18 protein-coding genes are annotated in these 15502 nt (G+C 66.1%); 7 read left to right on the forward strand and 11 right to left on the reverse strand.

Going from position 1 to position 15502, the window contains the following annotated elements; translation table 11 throughout:
* The first annotated feature begins 2 nt into the window (after positions 1 to 2).
* From AB0B25_RS18950 to AB0B25_RS18965, 4 genes are all read left to right on the forward strand, one after another.
* A complete protein-coding gene (locus tag AB0B25_RS18950) occupies positions 3 to 962 on the forward strand; it encodes an amino acid ABC transporter permease (RefSeq protein WP_357180864.1) in 960 nt (319 codons plus the stop codon).
* Positions 963 to 994: 32 nt separating this feature from the next.
* On the forward strand, positions 995 to 1747 hold the full coding sequence (locus tag AB0B25_RS18955; RefSeq protein ID WP_357180920.1) for an amino acid ABC transporter ATP-binding protein: 753 nt from the start codon (positions 995 to 997) through the stop codon (positions 1745 to 1747).
* 130 nt (positions 1748 to 1877) lie between these two features.
* Positions 1878 to 2762: an SPFH domain-containing protein gene (locus tag AB0B25_RS18960; protein ID WP_357180867.1), complete on the forward strand. Its 885-nt coding sequence runs from the start codon at positions 1878 to 1880 to the stop codon at positions 2760 to 2762.
* Between the two features lie 11 nt (positions 2763 to 2773).
* A complete protein-coding gene (locus tag AB0B25_RS18965) occupies positions 2774 to 2932 on the forward strand; it encodes a hypothetical protein (protein WP_357180870.1) in 159 nt (52 codons plus the stop codon).
* 150 nt (positions 2933 to 3082) lie between these two features.
* Here the strand turns inward: AB0B25_RS18965 and AB0B25_RS18970 are convergent, their stop codons facing one another.
* The 3 genes from AB0B25_RS18970 to AB0B25_RS18980 form a co-directional block, all read right to left on the reverse strand.
* A complete protein-coding gene (locus AB0B25_RS18970; protein ID WP_357180872.1) occupies positions 3083 to 3280 on the reverse strand; it encodes a hypothetical protein in 198 nt (65 codons plus the stop codon).
* A gap of 5 nt (positions 3281 to 3285) precedes the next feature.
* Entirely contained in the window at positions 3286 to 4659 is a 1374-nt protein-coding gene (locus tag AB0B25_RS18975) for a hypothetical protein (RefSeq protein WP_357180875.1), read from the reverse strand.
* A 357-nt stretch (positions 4660 to 5016) separates the two neighbouring features.
* The gene (locus tag AB0B25_RS18980) at positions 5017 to 5862 is read right to left on the reverse strand and encodes a class I SAM-dependent methyltransferase (RefSeq protein ID WP_357180877.1); all 846 of its coding nucleotides are present in this window, start codon (positions 5860 to 5862) and stop codon (positions 5017 to 5019) included.
* Positions 5863 to 6102: 240 nt separating this feature from the next.
* On the opposite strand from AB0B25_RS18980, the gene rpsA reads away from it, so the two are divergent.
* Positions 6103 to 7569, forward strand: coding sequence for a 30S ribosomal protein S1 (rpsA, locus tag AB0B25_RS18985; RefSeq protein WP_357180880.1), 1467 nt, complete (start codon positions 6103 to 6105; stop codon positions 7567 to 7569).
* Positions 7570 to 7727: 158 nt separating this feature from the next.
* On the opposite strand, the gene AB0B25_RS18990 is transcribed toward rpsA, so the two are convergent.
* Positions 7728 to 8291 (reverse strand): hypothetical protein, encoded by a 564-nt coding sequence (locus AB0B25_RS18990; protein WP_357180883.1) that lies wholly within the window; start codon positions 8289 to 8291, stop codon positions 7728 to 7730.
* A gap of 374 nt (positions 8292 to 8665) precedes the next feature.
* Between AB0B25_RS18990 and AB0B25_RS18995 the strand changes: the two genes are divergently transcribed.
* Entirely contained in the window at positions 8666 to 10210 is a 1545-nt protein-coding gene (locus tag AB0B25_RS18995; protein WP_357180886.1) for an alkaline phosphatase family protein, read from the forward strand.
* Between the two features lie 45 nt (positions 10211 to 10255).
* On the opposite strand, the gene AB0B25_RS19000 is transcribed toward AB0B25_RS18995, so the two are convergent.
* A complete protein-coding gene (locus AB0B25_RS19000) occupies positions 10256 to 10456 on the reverse strand; it encodes a hypothetical protein (protein WP_357078022.1) in 201 nt (66 codons plus the stop codon).
* Between the two features lie 362 nt (positions 10457 to 10818).
* Here AB0B25_RS19000 and coaE point away from each other — a divergent pair, with 362 nt between their 5' ends.
* Complete coding sequence (gene coaE / locus AB0B25_RS19005) at positions 10819 to 12021, forward strand: dephospho-CoA kinase (protein WP_357180923.1); 1203 nt, start codon at positions 10819 to 10821, stop codon at positions 12019 to 12021.
* Here coaE and AB0B25_RS19010 read toward each other — a convergent pair.
* The 6 genes from AB0B25_RS19010 to AB0B25_RS19035 all read right to left on the reverse strand — a co-directional run.
* Positions 12018 to 12467, reverse strand: coding sequence for an SRPBCC domain-containing protein (locus AB0B25_RS19010; protein WP_357180889.1), 450 nt, complete (start codon positions 12465 to 12467; stop codon positions 12018 to 12020). The two genes, coaE and AB0B25_RS19010, sit on opposite strands and share 4 nt — an antisense overlap.
* A complete protein-coding gene (locus tag AB0B25_RS19015; RefSeq protein WP_357180892.1) occupies positions 12464 to 13000 on the reverse strand; it encodes a pyridoxamine 5'-phosphate oxidase family protein in 537 nt (178 codons plus the stop codon). The genes AB0B25_RS19010 and AB0B25_RS19015 overlap by 4 nt, the downstream gene beginning before the upstream one ends.
* Positions 12997 to 13335 carry a metalloregulator ArsR/SmtB family transcription factor gene (locus AB0B25_RS19020; protein ID WP_357180895.1) on the reverse strand — a complete coding sequence of 113 codons (339 nt, stop codon included), beginning with the start codon at positions 13333 to 13335 and terminating at the stop codon, positions 12997 to 12999. Before AB0B25_RS19020 ends, AB0B25_RS19015 begins: the two co-directional genes overlap by 4 nt.
* A 91-nt stretch (positions 13336 to 13426) precedes the next feature.
* A complete protein-coding gene (locus AB0B25_RS19025; protein WP_357180926.1) occupies positions 13427 to 13927 on the reverse strand; it encodes a DUF402 domain-containing protein in 501 nt (166 codons plus the stop codon).
* 81 nt (positions 13928 to 14008) lie between these two features.
* A complete protein-coding gene (locus tag AB0B25_RS19030) occupies positions 14009 to 14647 on the reverse strand; it encodes a DUF402 domain-containing protein (protein WP_357180898.1) in 639 nt (212 codons plus the stop codon).
* A gap of 663 nt (positions 14648 to 15310) precedes the next feature.
* Positions 15311 to 15502: hypothetical protein (locus AB0B25_RS19035; RefSeq protein ID WP_357180901.1), on the reverse strand; the 192-nt coding region annotated here is incomplete at its 5' end.

Genomic DNA, 15502 nt, shown 5'->3' on the forward strand with positions numbered 1-15502 from the left:
CGATGCCGACGAACGACAATCGGCGGGCGCCCGGTGATCTCGGGTCCGTCGGGGCGGAGCCGACGCGGGAGCCGGAGCCGATCAAAGCGGTTCCGTTGCGCAGACCGGGCCGCTGGATAGCAGCGGTGGTCGTCCTGGTCCTGGTCGGGCTGTTCGGCTACGGCGCGGCGACGAACCCGGCCTACCGCTGGGATACCTACGGGAAATACCTGTTCGACAGCCGGATCACCGCCGGTGCCATCGTCACGCTGGAGTTGACCGTGCTCGCGATGGCCATTGCGGTCGCGCTCGGCACGGTGCTCGCCGTGATGCGCCTTTCGCCGAACCCGGTGCTGCGGTCCTCGGCCTGGGTCTACCTCTGGATCTTCCGCGGCACGCCGGTTTTCGTGCAGTTGGTGTTCTGGGGACTGTTTCCCTCGCTGTATCGCCAGATCGATCTCGGTGTTCCGTTCGGCCCACAGTTCTTCCAGTTGGATGTGCAGGGACTGCAGGCCGCGTTCACCTTCGCCGTCATCGGACTCGGCCTGAACGAGGCCGCCTATATGGCCGAAATCGTCCGCGCCGGAATCAATTCCGTCGGTGAGGGACAGCGTGAAGCGTCCATCGCGCTCGGCATGTCCTGGGGCCAAACCATGCGCAGGACCGTGTTGCCGCAAGCCATGCGCGTAATCATTCCGCCGACCGGCAACGAGCTGATCGGTATGTTGAAGACCACCTCGTTGGTCACCGCCATCCCGCTGTCCACCGACCTCTACGGTCGGGCGCGCGACATCTACGGCGTCAATTTCCAGCCCATTCCGTTGCTGCTGGTCACCGCCACCTGGTACCTGGCGATCACCAGCGTGCTGATGGTCGGGCAGTTCTACCTGGAGCGTTATTACTCGCGTGGCGTCTCGCGGCAGTTGACCGCCAAGCAGCTCAAGCGGCTCGCCGATGCCCAGCAGATTGTGAAGGCGAAATGAGCGTCGATGTGCAGAACACCACACGCCCCGCGATGATCGTCGCGGACCGGGTCTGCAAGAACTTCGGGGCGCTGCAGGTGCTCAAGGGCATCTCGCTCGAGGTGGGGCGCGGCGAAGTGCTGTGTGTGATCGGGCCTTCCGGCTCCGGCAAGTCCACTTTCCTACGCTGCATCAACCACCTGGAACAGGTGAACGCCGGCCGGTTGTATGTCGACGGCGAGATCGTCGGATACCGGGAGAAGAACGGCAAGCTCTTCGAACTGCATCCGCGTGACGCCGCCAGGCAGCGCCGCGAGATCGGCATGGTGTTCCAGCACTTCAACCTGTTCCCACACCGGACCGTGTTGGAGAACCTGATCGAGGCGCCCACCCAGGTCAAGAAGATCCGCAAGGCGGACGCGGCGACCAGGGCGCGGGAATTGCTGGACCGAGTCGGCTTGGCGGACAAGGCGAATGCCTATCCGGCGCAGCTGTCCGGCGGCCAGCAACAACGCGTGGCCATCGCCCGCGCGCTGGCCATGGACCCGAAGCTGATGCTCTTCGACGAGCCCACCTCCGCGCTGGACCCTGAGCTGGTCGGCGAGGTGCTCACCGTCATGCGCGAACTCGCGCGATCGGGAATGACGATGGTCGTGGTCACGCACGAGATGGGATTCGCCCGCGAGGTCGCCGACCAGCTGGTGTTCATGGATGACGGCGTGGTGGTCGAAGCGGGCCCACCGCGCGATCTGCTGACCAACCCGCGGCAGGACCGTACCAAGGCATTTCTGTCCCGCCTGTTGTGACCGTGGACGAACGCGGCGGGATGGCGGCGCCCGCAGCATCGGTGCCGCCATTCGACTACCCGGGTGTCAAAGCCTCGACGGGATTTCGGCTGCTATCTTTGTGATATCACTTTGATATTCGGAGGATGTCATGCAGTTTCGATCCGCTTTCCACGTCAACGGCTTCGTGGTGCTGTTGGGGTGGTTCGTGCTCACCCTCTTGTTCGGCGGTGGCGCTGTGCTCGGGTTTCGCGCTGGCGCACGCAACGACAGCGTGCCCGCCGTGATCGGTGCTGTCCTCGCGACGGTCATCGTGGTCGTGCTGCTGCTGCTCGCAACCGGCCTCACCGTGGTGAACCCGAACGAGGCCAAGGTGGTTCAATTCTTCGGCCGCTACATCGGTTCGGTGAGCGAGCCGGGCTTCTTCTCGGTGGTTCCGTTGACCGACCGCAAGAGCATCTCGCTGCGCGTGCGCAACTTCGAGACCCAGAAGCTGAAGGTCAACGACGCCGACGGCAACCCGGTCGAGATCGCGGCCGTGGTGGTCTACCGGGTGGTGGACAGCTTCAAGGCCGCGTTCGCGGTCGACGACTACGAGGAGTACGTCGAGACCCAGTCCGAGGCGGCCGTGCGTCACCTGGCCACCACGCATCCCTACGACGCGCACGACAACGACCACACCAGCCTGCGCGACGGCGCCGAGGTCGCCGAGGAACTCACCGTGGAGTTGCGCGAACGCACCGAGATGGCGGGCATCGAGGTCCTGGAGGCCAGGATCACCCACCTGGCCTACGCGCCCGAGATCGCCCAGGCCATGCTGGTTCGCCAGCAGGCCGCGCAGGTGGTCGCCGCGCGCACCCAGATCGTCGAGGGTGCGGTCGGGATGGTCGGTCTCGCGCTGGAACGGCTCGCCCAGCAGGGCATGGTGGAGTTGGACGAGGAGCGCAAGGCGTCGATGGTGTCGAACCTGCTCGTCGTCCTGTGCGGCGATCGGCCGACGACGCCGGTCGTCAACACCGGCTCGCTCTACTCCTGAGGCAGCAGCCCATGGCTGAGCGGAAGAAACTGCTGCTACGCCTGGACCCGGTCGTCCACGACGCTATCGCGAAGTGGGCGGCCGACGATTTGCGCAGCATCAACGCGCAAATCGAGTTCGCGCTGCGGGTGGCGCTGGAACAGGCCGGGCGCAAGCCGCAGCAGAAGTAGGCCGCCGCGGGCGGTATGGCTCGCGCTCGCGCTGTACCGCCCGCATTCCCCGGCGAGCGCAGGTCCCCACGGACTCCGCACTCCTGCAGGGCGGCCGCGAGCCGCCGACCGCCTCGCGACTGGACCGTTGGCTGCGGGAGTGCGGTGGTGCTAACCGTTGGCGATGGTGGCGCGGAAAGGGCCACCGATGCTGTTGAACAGGAGGTCACCGTTGGGGAAGGCTTCGATGATGGCGTAGGCGCCGTTGCCGAGATTGGAGTGGCCGAAGATGGTGCGGTGCACGGTTTCTCCGGTCTTCCAGTCCAGACCGGTGACCTCCCACCCGTCGGCTTCGCTGTAGCCGTTCACGAGCACTATGCCCGACTTGCTGGATACCGCGGGAACCATCGACGTCGAGACGACGTCGCCGCGGGCCCACGCCGAGGTCCAGCGGGGTCCCATTCGAAGCGCTGCATGCCATGTGGGGGTGCGGAGACCGGGCCGTTGGCGAGGACATCGACGAGCCGGTCCGGTGTGCCTCCGGATCCGATGTTCTGGACGACGAACGCGCCGTACCCGTGCACGACGACCGACTGCTCGCTCTGCACGAACTCCGGCAGCGGGTCCGGTAGCCCGGCGGTCACCGGGATCTGGTCGGCGATCCGGTTGGACCTGGTGTTCGGTCGCTGCGCAAACCCGTCGGGAATCTTGTTGCGCCAGAACGCGACCAGCTTCATATGGTCGGCGCCGTCGGTGATCACCACCAACTCGTCGCTGCCCGCGCCGAATCCCATCAGGGTGGGCGTCGACCCGGTGCTGGTGCCGATCTTCACCGCGGGCGGTTGGCGCCCGAAGTCGTAGGCCGCCGACCAAGCGCCGTCGGCTTCGTCGGTGGACAGTCTGCTGCCGTTCCAGACGACCTCGCGCATCACCTTGTCGGAGGCGGCGTAGATGCCGCCGTGTTCGTCGATGGCCATGGAGTTGGCGACGGTTTCGTCGGCACCGAAGCGGATTTGTCGCGGCGTCCCTTCGAGATCGCGGTCGATGACGGCCAGTGCCCACGACGACAGCACTGCCAGGTGGCCGTCGTAGGTGAGATCGACACCGACGATGCTCTCCGGGATGCCGAGCGAGGTGGTTGCGGCGCCGAGGAACGGTCTGAAGTCGAATTGCTTGATGATCTCGATGCCGTCTTCGGGCCCGTTGTTGTTTTTCAGCCCGAACTCGATGATCTGGGAGTTCTGCGTGACGTAGTAGACGTGGTTGTCCTTGTCGACCAGTCCGTAGGTGCCGTTGAAGAGTCGTTGCCAGGTCGCGCCGCCCCAGTCGTCGTGGATGGCGGCCTCGATCTGGCCGACATCGGTGAAGGTCTGATCCAGGACCGCATCGAGCGCCTGTGGCGAGATCACCGGCACTCCGGGTGTGTCCCTCGCCGCGAGCAAGCGGAAGCCGCCGTCGGCGACATCGACGTAGCGGACCCCGGCCGAGGAGGAGATCCAGCGGTGGTTCTCCGAAGTGGCGGCCATGGTGATGATGTTGACCGGACCGCTCGGCACGCACGGCGTCTGCCCGGGATCGATGTGGACGGTGCCACGGGGCACCGGGTCCGGGAAGCTGTCGGATTGCCCGGAGTCCAGATGACCGCGTACTTGTCGGCGGCGAGATACGGATTGCGCGGCGGCTCGTGACCGGTTGATCCGGACGAACGAGACGACGTTGTCGACTCCGTGGAGGAGTCGCTGGTGCATCCTGGCAGCACGCTGACCGCGACCATGGTGACCACCGCGGTGCCGGCGAGGATGTGTCGGCGCGTTCGCACAACAGTGCTCCGTTCTCGCGATCGGTATTGCGCTCGAACCCGCCTACGCACGAATAGGGACCTGCCGACGAAACCACGCCGACGGTGACCGTCGGAACAACGAAACTGAACCCGCACACTCAACTCGGCCGACATAACACCCGCCACCGAGCCGGATCATTACTCGGCGTTTTCGGGGAGGGGCTCGCGGCGGCCCTACCTCTGATCGCCGTCCGCTCGGCAACGATGGCGGATTTCGCCTGCTGATCGACGTCGGCTCGGTCCGATCAGCACCGAGCAGCTGTGCTCACGGTTTTCTGGTGACGAAAATGGCGGTGCCGGGAAACAGCTCGCCGCGCAATGGACTCCACTGACCCCATTCGCGATCGAGCCACTCGGGCCAGTCCGGTTCCACGATGTCCTCGAGTGTCAGACCCGCCGCGACGATCTCGCGAACCCGATCGCCGATGGTCCGGTGGTGCTCGACATAGGTGGGCAGACCGTCGCTGTCGACCTCCACGTAGGGCGTCCGGTCGAAGTAGGGGATCTTCGCGGTCAGACCCGCGGGCCCGGGATCGTCCGGGAAGATCCAGCGCATCGGGTGATTCACCGAGAACACCCAGCGTCCGCCCGGCCGCAACACGCGGGCGACCTCCCGCATCACCAGCGCCGAGTCGGCGACGAACGGGATGGCGCCGAACGCCGAGCACGCCAGGTCGAAGGATGCGTCCGCGAAGGGGAGGGCCTCGGCGCCCGCCTGCACCAGTGGCACCTGTGGCCCGCCGCGGGTCATCGCGGCCGACCCGCGTTCGAGCATCGCTCGGGAGAGATCGAGTCCGACCGGCCGCGCGCCCTGTCCGGCGAGCCAGCGTGCGCACGGCGCGGAACCACAGCCGATCTCCAGGATCGCCTTGCCCGCGAGATCGCCGAGCAAATGCATGTCGCCCTCGTGCAGGCCCTCCGGGCACCAGATGAACTCGCCCGCCGGGGAGTCGACGCCGAGGAATTCCGCGTGCGTCTCGTGGTATTGGTCGGCATCGGCATCCCACCACCGTCGACTGGCCAGCTGACTGGCCTCCGACCCGATCCGGGTCCGAGTCGTCCCCGCCGTTCCGAGCAGTGCATTTGCTTGCGCATGACGATCTTCCGACACGCCGGTCAGACTATCGGTGTGCCGGCGGACCGGTTTGCTCGGCCGGACCACGGTCGCGTACGCTGAACGCGCGAGTGCCTTCTGTACATCCGTACCGAAGCGTAACCCGTGCTGCGTTTCACGCGCGTCGCGTGCGGTATGTTCCTCAGTGTCCGTCTTCACACCTCGCGGTGAGTTCGCAGCGTACCGAAAGTTCCAATGTCCGCAACCGACCACAATCCGTCCGGAGCAAACCGACATATGCCCACCACCGTCACCTCGCCGCAGGTAGCCGTCAACGACATCGGCTCCGCCGAGGATTTCCTCGCCGCCATCGACGCCACGATCAAGTACTTCAACGACGGCGACATCGTCGAAGGAACCATCGTCAAGGTCGATCGCGACGAGGTCCTGCTCGACATCGGTTACAAGACCGAAGGCGTCATCCCCTCACGCGAGCTCTCCATCAAACACGATGTCGACCCGAACGAGGTCGTTTCCGTGGGCGATGAGGTCGAGGCGCTTGTTCTCACCAAAGAGGACAAGGAAGGCCGCCTGATCCTGTCGAAGAAGCGGGCGCAGTACGAGCGTGCGTGGGGCACCATCGAGGAACTCAAGGAGAAGGACGAGGCCGTCAAGGGCACCGTCATCGAGGTCGTCAAGGGCGGCCTGATCCTCGATATCGGCCTGCGCGGCTTCCTGCCTGCTTCGCTCGTCGAGATGCGTCGGGTCCGCGACCTCCAGCCGTACGTCGGCAAGGAGATCGAGGCCAAGATCATCGAGCTGGACAAGAACCGCAACAACGTCGTGCTGTCCCGGCGCGCCTGGCTGGAGCAGACCCAGTCCGAGGTGCGCAGCGAGTTCCTGCACCAGCTGCAGAAGGGCCAGGTCCGCAAGGGTGTGGTCTCCTCGATCGTCAACTTCGGCGCCTTCGTGGACCTGGGTGGCGTCGACGGTCTGGTGCACGTCTCCGAGCTGTCCTGGAAGCACATCGACCACCCGTCCGAGGTTGTCGAGGTCGGCAACGAGGTCACCGTCGAGGTGCTCGACGTCGATCTGGACCGCGAGCGGGTTTCGCTGTCGCTCAAGGCGACCCAGGAAGACCCGTGGCGTCAGTTCGCCCGGACCCACGCGATCGGGCAGATCGTGCCGGGCAAGGTCACCAAGCTCGTTCCGTTCGGTGCGTTCGTGCGTGTCGAAGAGGGAATCGAAGGTCTGGTGCACATCTCCGAACTGGCCGAGCGCCACGTCGAGGTCCCGGATCAGGTCGTTGCCGTCGGCGACGACGCGATGGTCAAGGTCATCGACATCGACCTGGAGCGTCGCCGGATCTCGCTGAGCCTCAAGCAGGCCAACGAGGACTACCACGCCGAGTTCGACCCGTCGAAGTACGGTATGGCCGACAGCTACGACGAGCAGGGCAACTACATCTTCCCCGAGGGCTTCGACCCCGACACCAACGAATGGCTCGAGGGCTTCGACAAGCAGCGCGAGGAGTGGGAAGGCCGCTACGCCGAGGCGGAGCGTCGCCACAAGATGCACACCGCGCAGATGGAGAAGATGGCGGCCGACGCCGCGGCCGAGGCCGCGAACGGCGGCGGCGCGTCGAACTACTCCTCGGAGAGCGGTGCGCAGTCCACCTCCAGCCAGGCCGAGCCCGCCGGCGGTTCGCTGGCCAGCGACGCCCAGCTGGCGGCCCTGCGGGAGAAGCTCTCCGGCAACGCCTGATCGGCATCAGCTGAACAACCGACTGTGCCCCAACCGGGATTCCGGTTGGGGCACAGTCGGTTCTGGGCTGCATGCGGGTGCTCCGGGCAGTAGCCGCCTTACCTGAGCAGTCCGTCGATCGCCCCGCGTAGAGCTACGCGGGACCGGTCCGCGTGGCTCTACTGGTCACCGCCGGTAGGGTCGACGCCCCGCGAGGGCTTCGTCGTACCGCGTTGCACCTCAGGCACTGTCGTCGGCGGTGTGGCCGCTTCCTGTGGCGCCGCCATCTGCGCCGTGGTCAGGGCGACGACCTGGATCTCTTCCACGCGCAGACCGAGTGCCGCGAGCCGGGCGATCACGCCGAGTCGTTGCTCCGCCCGGCCGGGGTGGATCAGGAGGGGATGCTGTCCGGTTCGCCGCAGTACATATACCCCGCGTTCGGAGTCGAAGACCACCGGCGCACGGTCTCGGATCGCCCGATAGGCGTCCAGATCCAGCCTTCCGTGCCGGATCGGGTCGATCATCAGCGCGTCGAGGAACTGTTCCGCTTGGCGCAGTCGCAGGTCCCGATCCGGCGGGTCCAGATGCTCGAAGCGCTGTCGGACCCGCCGCCGGTAGTCCTCCGCGGCGTGGCGCAGTAGATGCCGGTGCCGCTCGATCTCGACCGCCAGTTCGATGACGCGCTCGTGGTCGAGGGTGCGCGGGTCGGTCTGATCGGGCGTCGAAGCATGGGCATGGGGCATGGTGCCTCCCTCGTTCGAGTCGCGGATTACGTTGGGTGGCAACTCGATCGACGTCCGACCGGTTCTGATTGTGTCGGATGGGTCCGACAGAAATCGGTGCCGCGTGCACTCGGTCACAGCCCGGCGGTCTGTCCGCGCCCCTGAATTGTGCGCCTGAGCGGGCTGTTCGTCCCAGCGGTTGTCGCCTCTGAGTGGCAGTGCCCGGCTGAATACCGCGTGGGGACCGGCAAACCCGCCGCAGCAGGTCCACTCGACAAGGGGTGCGTGATCCTCGGGTCGAGATGCGGCGCCGAGCGGGTCTCGGCCGCCGTCCGGTAGGGTCGGCGCGGGTCGAGAGACCCTCCGGCAGTCTCGGTAGAAAGGCCATCGGCAATATGGGTGCAGCGGGTCCGTTCCATGGACTCAATCGCAGGCAGTTTCTGGCGAAGGCCGCGGCCGCCGGGGCGGTAGGAGCGCTGACATCCTGGGCGAACCCGGTCATCGAGCGGGCGTACGCGGCGGACCCGGCGGGCACCGGCGGTCTCGGCGACATCGAGCACTTCGTGCTGCTCATGCAGGAGAACAGGTCTTTCGACCACTACTTCGGCACGCTGTCGGGAGTGCGCGGTTTCGACGAGGCCTCAGCCGCGTGGCAGCAGTACGGCTGGACGCCCGGCGTGGGTCCGAGCCCGGAAGGCTACCTGAACCCGTTCCGCCTCGACACCACCCGCGGCGCTACTCTCGACGGCGAGTGCGTCAACGACCCCGATCACACTTGGGGCGGCATGCACCAGGCGTGGAACGGTGGCAAGAACGACCAGTGGATGCCGATGTCGATCGCGGGTGTCGGTCCCGCCAACGCGCCTGCCGCGATGGGGTACTACCTGCCCGAAGACATTCCGATCCACACCGCGCTCGCCGACGCGTTCACGCTCTGCGACAACTACCACTGCTCGGTGCTCGGGCCGACCGACCCGAATCGGCTGTATTGGATCAGCGCGACCATCGACCCGGACGGCCGAGCCGGCGGGCCGCTGGTGGAGACGCCCACACGGATTCCGCAGCATGTGTACAGCTGGCGCACCTATCCCGAGAACCTGTCCGAGGCGGGCGTCAGCTGGAAGATATACAACAATCGCGACGTGGGCCCGCTGTCGTCGGTGCTCCTCGACGGCATGCTCGGCTGTTTCACCCAGTCCGCCGACCCGAATTCCGAGCTGGCCCGCCGCGGCCGCGTCCCGACCTATCCCCACGATCTGCAGGCCGACGTCGCCAACGACACCTTGCCGGCGGTGTCCTGGGTGATTCCGTCGCTGGTCACGTGCGAGCACCCCGCACTGCCCGCGGCGTTCGGTGCGTTCGGCATCGTGCAACTGCTGGATATCCTCACCTCCAACCCCGCGGTATGGGAGAAGACGGCGCTGATCATCAGCTACGACGAAAACGGTGGCTTTTTCGACCACGTCGTTCCGCCGACCGCGCCGCCCGGCACGCCGGGGGAGTTCCTGACCGTGCCGCTGGATCGCGTGCCGTCGTCGAGTGGGATCGCGGGGCCGATCGGCCTCGGTTATCGCGTTCCCGGACTGGTGATCTCGCCCTACAGTCGTGGCGGTCTGGTCGCGTCGGAGACCTTCGACCACACCTCGCAGTTGCGGTTGCTGGAGACCCGATTCGGCGTCGAGGTGCCGAACCTCACCGCGTGGCGGCGCGGGGTCACCGGCGATATGACCTCCGCATTCGACTTCGGCACGGCTCCGGATGCGACCAAGCCGATGCTGCCCGATCCGAAGCCGAAGGCGGACGCCGCGATCGCGCAATGCGGTCCGAACGTCGCGTTGGGCATCGCCGCGGCCGGCATCCCGTACCCGGTGCCACCGAACGTCATGCCGCTCCAGCAGCCCGGCACCCGGCGCAGGCCCAGCGGCCTCGTGCGCGCATGAAAGTGGCCCAGCCTGGCTAGGGCTGGGCCACTTTCCCGCGCAGGTTCACCCCGCGGTGGCGGGTACCCATCGGACCGTGGCTGCGGTGGAGCGTTTCCGCAGGGCCGCGAAACTGTGCCGGGCGGGGTTGATGAACGCAGTGAACCATGAGCGGCGGTGCTCGGTTAGTGCTGCCGCGACGGCGGGGATCTGAATGCAGTGCACTCGCCCCGCCCTGCCCAGGCGGTGGCGACCCGCCTGGTTGATTCTGGTGCCCAATGGTCTTCCTTTGCTTGCTGGTGCCGGACTGAATCGCCTCGGCGAACATTAGCCGAAAGAAAGTGTTCGGCAGAGTATTTTGCACGAGTAATTGCCTTGGCGTGTCGGAAAGATGTCATCGACAAACCGGATTCGGACCATATGTTGCGAATCGGTCTCGGCGCAGTCACGGATCGGGCAAATGTCCGTCGCGACGGTGAAATCCACTAGGGCATCGGGTAATCCACGGATTGCACCACCATGGCTGCTCGGCGGCCGCCGCGAGCGGTTCGAGCGTCACATCGCTGGAAGCCGGGCCGCGATCCGGGGCGGCCGATGATCGGCCACTGACCGGATGTAAAACTGGTCGGATGTTAAGGATCGGCCTCACCGGAGGTATGGGAGCGGGTAAGTCGACGGTCGCGCGGGCACTGGCCGACCTCGGTGCGGTGATCATCGATTCCGATCTGATCGCCAGGGAGGTGGTGGCGCCGGGAACCGAGGGACTCGCGGCACTGGTCGACGCATTCGGCGCCGATATTCTCGCCGATGATGGCGGATTGGATCGCCCCGCCTTGGCGGCCAAGGTATTCCGTGATGATGCGGCGCGCACGAAACTGAATTCCATCACGCACCCATTGGTCGGAAAGCGAACCGCGGAATTGATTTCCGCGGCGCCGTCGGATGCCATCGTCGTCCAGGATATTCCGCTGTTGGTGGAAAATGGTCTCGCACCATTGATGAATCTTGTCATCGTGGTCGATGTCGACGTCGAGACTCGTATTCGTCGTTTGGTCGAATTTCGCGGTGTTGTCGAATCCGATGCCCGGGCGCGTATTTCGGCGCAGGCCACCGACGAGCAGCGACGCGCAGTTGCCGATGTATTGCTCGACAACAGCGGGCCTCCCGCCGCGGTCGAGGCCGAGGTACGCGGGCTGTGGGCCGAACGACTCGTGCCGTTCGAACGCAATGTGCGCACCGGAACGCCGGCGCCGCGCGGCGCGCCGCGGATCGTCCCCGCGAATCCGGACTGGCCCGCCCATGCGCAACGGCTCATCGCCCGGCTGTGGGTGGCGTGCGGCGCCGCCGCGTCCAGGATCGACCATGTCGGGTCGACGTCGGTGCCCGACCTGCCCGCCGAGGATGTGATCGATCTGCAGATCACGGTCGCCGACCTGGCCGTGGCGGACGGTCTGCGGGATGCGCTCGGCGCCGCTGGTTTCCCGGGCCCTCTCGACATCTCCCACGACAATCCCACATCGACGCCGCGAGACCCGTCGGGCGCTGATGCCGCGCTGTGGGTCAACCGCTACCACCAGAGCGCCGACCCGGGAAGGATGGCCAACGTGAACGTGCGGGTGGAGGGCACGCCCGGTCAGCAGTTCGCCCTGCTGATGAGGGACTGGCTGCGCGCCGACGCCGACGCCCGCGCGGAGTACCTGGAGGTGACGCGCGACGCGGAGGCGAAGGTGGCGGGTCTGACCGGTGCGCAGAAGAGCGACGCCTACCTCGAAGTGCAGAAGTCGTGGTTCGCCGTCGCTTATCAGCGCGCCCTGGCCTGGCGGGATGGCTAAGGCTGCAGCACGCTGGCGAGGCGTTCCAGTGCCTGCCCCCAGCCTGCCGCAGCGCCGTCCTCTCGGTCGAGCGGGTCGGGTGCGAGCAAATGGAAGGACATGGTGGTCTTGCCGTCGCTGGTGTCGGCGAAGGTCACCGTGACGACCGATTCGGACGCGATGGCGCCGTCGCCGGTGGGGTCGCTCCAGGTGAACATCAGGCGCTCGGGCGTGACGATCTCGCGGAACACGCCCGTGCTGGGGTAGGTGCTGCCGTCGGCGTCGGAGACCATCGTCGAGTCGTAGCGGCCGCCGACGTGTGGCTCGATGACGATCCGGTCACGTGGTGTCGAGAAGCCGTGCGGTCCTGCCCATTCGGTGAGTTGGTCCGGGTCGAGCCACGCCTGGAAGACCAGTTCGCGTGGCGCGTCGAAGACGCGGACGATGGTGAATTCGCGGTCGCTCATCGCTGGATCGCCTCGTCGTGCGTAGGGTTCGGTGCCGGTTCGGCGGGGGGTTTCATCCATCCGGGGGCTGAATCCGGGTAGCGGTTTCGGAAGTCCATCAGGGCGACCCAGGTGGGGCGCACCACGATGCGTTCCATCCGGGGTGCGAGCGCTGCCACGTAATCGAGATACTCGGCGACCTGCTCGGATCCGCCCTTCCGCATGGCCGCCGCATATTCCGGTAGCAGTCCGTCTGTTTCGCTGACCTCGGCGCGGCCGCGCAGGAGCAGACATTCCGGCGGAGCGTCGTTCGTGTCGATGGTGATCGCGACGTCGGGACGGGCGCGTAACATCGTCGACCGTTTCGAGGGGGAGAAGCCGGCCATGACGAGTTCGGTGCCGTTCCACCAGAAGTTGACCGGAAGCACGCGGGGGGTGCCGTCGGCGGCGGTGAAGGCCAGGCGCGCGGGGAGGTTCGCGGCGAGCAGTCGTTTGGCGAGTTCGGTGTCGAGCAGGCCGAGGTCGCCTTGCGGGAGATCGAGCAGTTCGGTCATGCGGAGCTGTCCTTCTTCTGTATCCGGTGCAGGTGTGCGTCGAGGCGGTCGAAGCGGGTATCCCAGAACTTCCGATAGCGGTCCAGCCAGTCGGCGGCCTCGCCGAGCGGTGTGGCCTCCAATCGGCAGGGGCGCCATTGGGCGTGCCGGCCTCGGTTGACGAGTCCCGCGCGCTCGAGGACCTTCAGGTGCTTGGAGATCGCGGGCAGGCTCATCGCGAACGGTTCCGCGAGCTCGGTGACGGTGGCCTCGCCGTCCGCCAATCGGGCGAGGATCGCCCGCCGGGTCGGGTCGGCAAGTGCCGCGAAAGTTCTGCTGAGCTCATCATCCGTCATGGAGATATTTAATCAACTGGCTAATTAACTTACCAGTTAAATACTGGCCTCGGCTGGAAGCGATGTCAAGCGGAGCTGCTCGAGCCGGCGATTACATCCAGGTGAGGGTGATGCCGAGGGACGTCATCCAGCCCTCGAAGGTGTGGGCGTTGGCCGCGATGCCGTCGATGGCCGCGGCCGCGTGCTGCATAGCGGCCTCGGCTTCGGCGAGCGTGATCAGGCCGGCGGCGTGCGCGGCGAGCAGTTCGTCGACGTCGAGCAACTCCGTCTCGCGTGACGAGCGCACCACGATGTCCAGGTAGTGGTCGACGGCCTTCCACCTCTTCGGTCCGACCATGCTGAATTCGCCCAGGTCGAGGTAGTAGTCCTGGTCGCGCTGATGGGTGGGGTGGTAGTGGAAAACGGTCGCTCGGATGGAGAGCTCGGGCAACAGCCAGGACTCCATGTAGTGGAACTGTGGATGATCCGAGGTGCGCGCCATGTACAGGCCCCATGGTTCGACGCGGTACCGCTCGACGGGCCGCACGTACCCCTTCGGGTCCGTGTTGGTCAGATCCGCGAGGTTGAAGTACTCGACTTTGGGGCGGTGCACGTCGACGGAAGTTGCCTGCGTCATGCATCCAGAATCTACCGTTGCCGCTGATTGGTCGAGTCGGCGCCGGTACTCGTCGGGCTACAGCCAGGTGAGGGTGATGCCGCGGGACAGCAGCCAATCCTCGACGCAATGGTCGTGCGCGGCCAGGCCGTCCAGCACCGCCGTGGCGTGCTCGACGGCTCGGTGCGCCAGCGCCGTGTCGATCAGTCCGGCCGCGTGCGCGGCCAGTAGGTCATCGACCCCGAGTAGCTCAGCGCTGCGGCCGCGGCGCACCACGACGCCGAGGTAGTGGTCCACCGACTTCCAGCGCTTCGCGCCGACCTGGGTGAACTCGCCGATGTCGAGGCGGTAATCCCGAGCCCTATGGTATGCCGGATTGCGCCGCGTGATTGTAGTGCGCAAGGAAAGCCCTGGCAGCAACCAAGATTCGAGATAGTGCGCGCTCGGACCATCGACGGCGCGCGCCATATACAGCCCCCATGGTTCGACGTGGAACCGCTCGACCTGCCGGACGAAGCCCTTGGCGTCGGTGTTGGTGAGTTCGGCGAGGTTGAAGAACTCGACCTTGGGTCGGTGCGGCGTCCGGGTGGCATGGTCCGATGGTGCGACTGTGGTGGTACTCGCGGCGGAGGGAACCGTCGCACGGAGATCTCTGGCGACGTACCCGGCCAGGCCGGTCACGGCCGGCACGGCGACAAGCAATGGAATCAGACTCATGCTTTTGTCCTTCACCACGTCTGAACAACCAGCTCAGGCTACACCTGGAAATGGGCCGCCGTGCGGTTCCGGAAAAGTGTTTTCTATCCGAAATATGTTGCGGCAACGGACATTTCGGACAACCCGCAAGTTCCACGCGAGAGCTCTTGCGAAGCCATGGGTTGCGCGCTCGGTGCCGGGTGTCGCACTGTCGATCCCGCGATCGGGGTCAACCGAAGGTGGCGTCGCGACCGCCCGCTGCCGGCTGGGGGTTGCAACTCGAGGCCGGCGGCCCGGCTACGATCACCGCCGAGAACGGCTCCCGCATATTCGCGTTCAGTGAACTCGTTGACACCCGTCGGCCAGAATGGCCGGACGCCCCGCGGTTCGATGTTCTGATGTGCGATCTTTCGCTTACGGTGATCGCCTTTCCGGCCGATTCTTCGAGAATATGCCTCCGTGTTCTTCTTCGCGCCCACCAGCGTCCAACGCGGTACCGCGACGGTCCCAGCAAGCGCACGTCGTAAATTCAGCCCAGACGCGAGCCGACCTTTGCGCAGCACTCACCTCCGGTGGTTGCTCTTGATTGGCAGGACGAACCGATGAGTTATTCGGTCCCACCGAAGGAAAACTTGCACAGCAGTTCTCGTAGGCCGGCGGACGTCAGTGAGATCTATTGTGCTCCTACATAAGTGAGGCCCAGGAGGCGATGATCCGCCGCAGCCCGTCGTGGTAGACGCCGTGGTCGGTGACCGCGGCGACGATGGTGTCCAGTTGCCCCGTCAGTACCGGGAATTCGGCCGGGTCCAGCGCGGCCAGCGCCGTGCGGGTGCTCTGCTGCGCGCCGCGCGGGTCATGATGGTCGACGAAGTTCGC

The organism is Nocardia sp. NPDC049190 (assembly GCF_040648115.1).
Lineage (GTDB): Bacteria > Actinomycetota > Actinomycetes > Mycobacteriales > Mycobacteriaceae > Nocardia.

Bases quoted from the DNA above. Each gene is read 5' to 3' on its own strand.
- AB0B25_RS19030 (WP_357180898.1), bottom strand. From the start codon at position 14,647: ATGAGTCTGATTCCATTGCTTGTCGCCGTGCCGGCCGTGACCGGCCTG.
- AB0B25_RS18950 (WP_357180864.1), top strand. From the start codon at position 3: ATGCCGACGAACGACAATCGGCGGGCGCCCGGTGATCTCGGGTCCGTC.
- AB0B25_RS19010 (WP_357180889.1), bottom strand. From the start codon at position 12,467: ATGAGCGACCGCGAATTCACCATCGTCCGCGTCTTCGACGCGCCACGC.
- AB0B25_RS18995 (WP_357180886.1), top strand. From the start codon at position 8,666: ATGGGTGCAGCGGGTCCGTTCCATGGACTCAATCGCAGGCAGTTTCTG.
- AB0B25_RS19015 (WP_357180892.1), bottom strand. From the start codon at position 13,000: ATGACCGAACTGCTCGATCTCCCGCAAGGCGACCTCGGCCTGCTCGAC.
- AB0B25_RS18990 (WP_357180883.1), bottom strand. From the start codon at position 8,291: ATGCCCCATGCCCATGCTTCGACGCCCGATCAGACCGACCCGCGCACC.
- AB0B25_RS18965 (WP_357180870.1), top strand. From the start codon at position 2,774: ATGGCTGAGCGGAAGAAACTGCTGCTACGCCTGGACCCGGTCGTCCAC.
- AB0B25_RS18960 (WP_357180867.1), top strand. From the start codon at position 1,878: ATGCAGTTTCGATCCGCTTTCCACGTCAACGGCTTCGTGGTGCTGTTG.
- AB0B25_RS18975 (WP_357180875.1), bottom strand. From the start codon at position 4,659: ATGCACCAGCGACTCCTCCACGGAGTCGACAACGTCGTCTCGTTCGTC.
- AB0B25_RS18955 (WP_357180920.1), top strand. From the start codon at position 995: ATGATCGTCGCGGACCGGGTCTGCAAGAACTTCGGGGCGCTGCAGGTG.
- AB0B25_RS19020 (WP_357180895.1), bottom strand. From the start codon at position 13,335: ATGACGGATGATGAGCTCAGCAGAACTTTCGCGGCACTTGCCGACCCG.
- coaE (WP_357180923.1), top strand. From the start codon at position 10,819: ATGTTAAGGATCGGCCTCACCGGAGGTATGGGAGCGGGTAAGTCGACG.
- rpsA (WP_357180880.1), top strand. From the start codon at position 6,103: ATGCCCACCACCGTCACCTCGCCGCAGGTAGCCGTCAACGACATCGGC.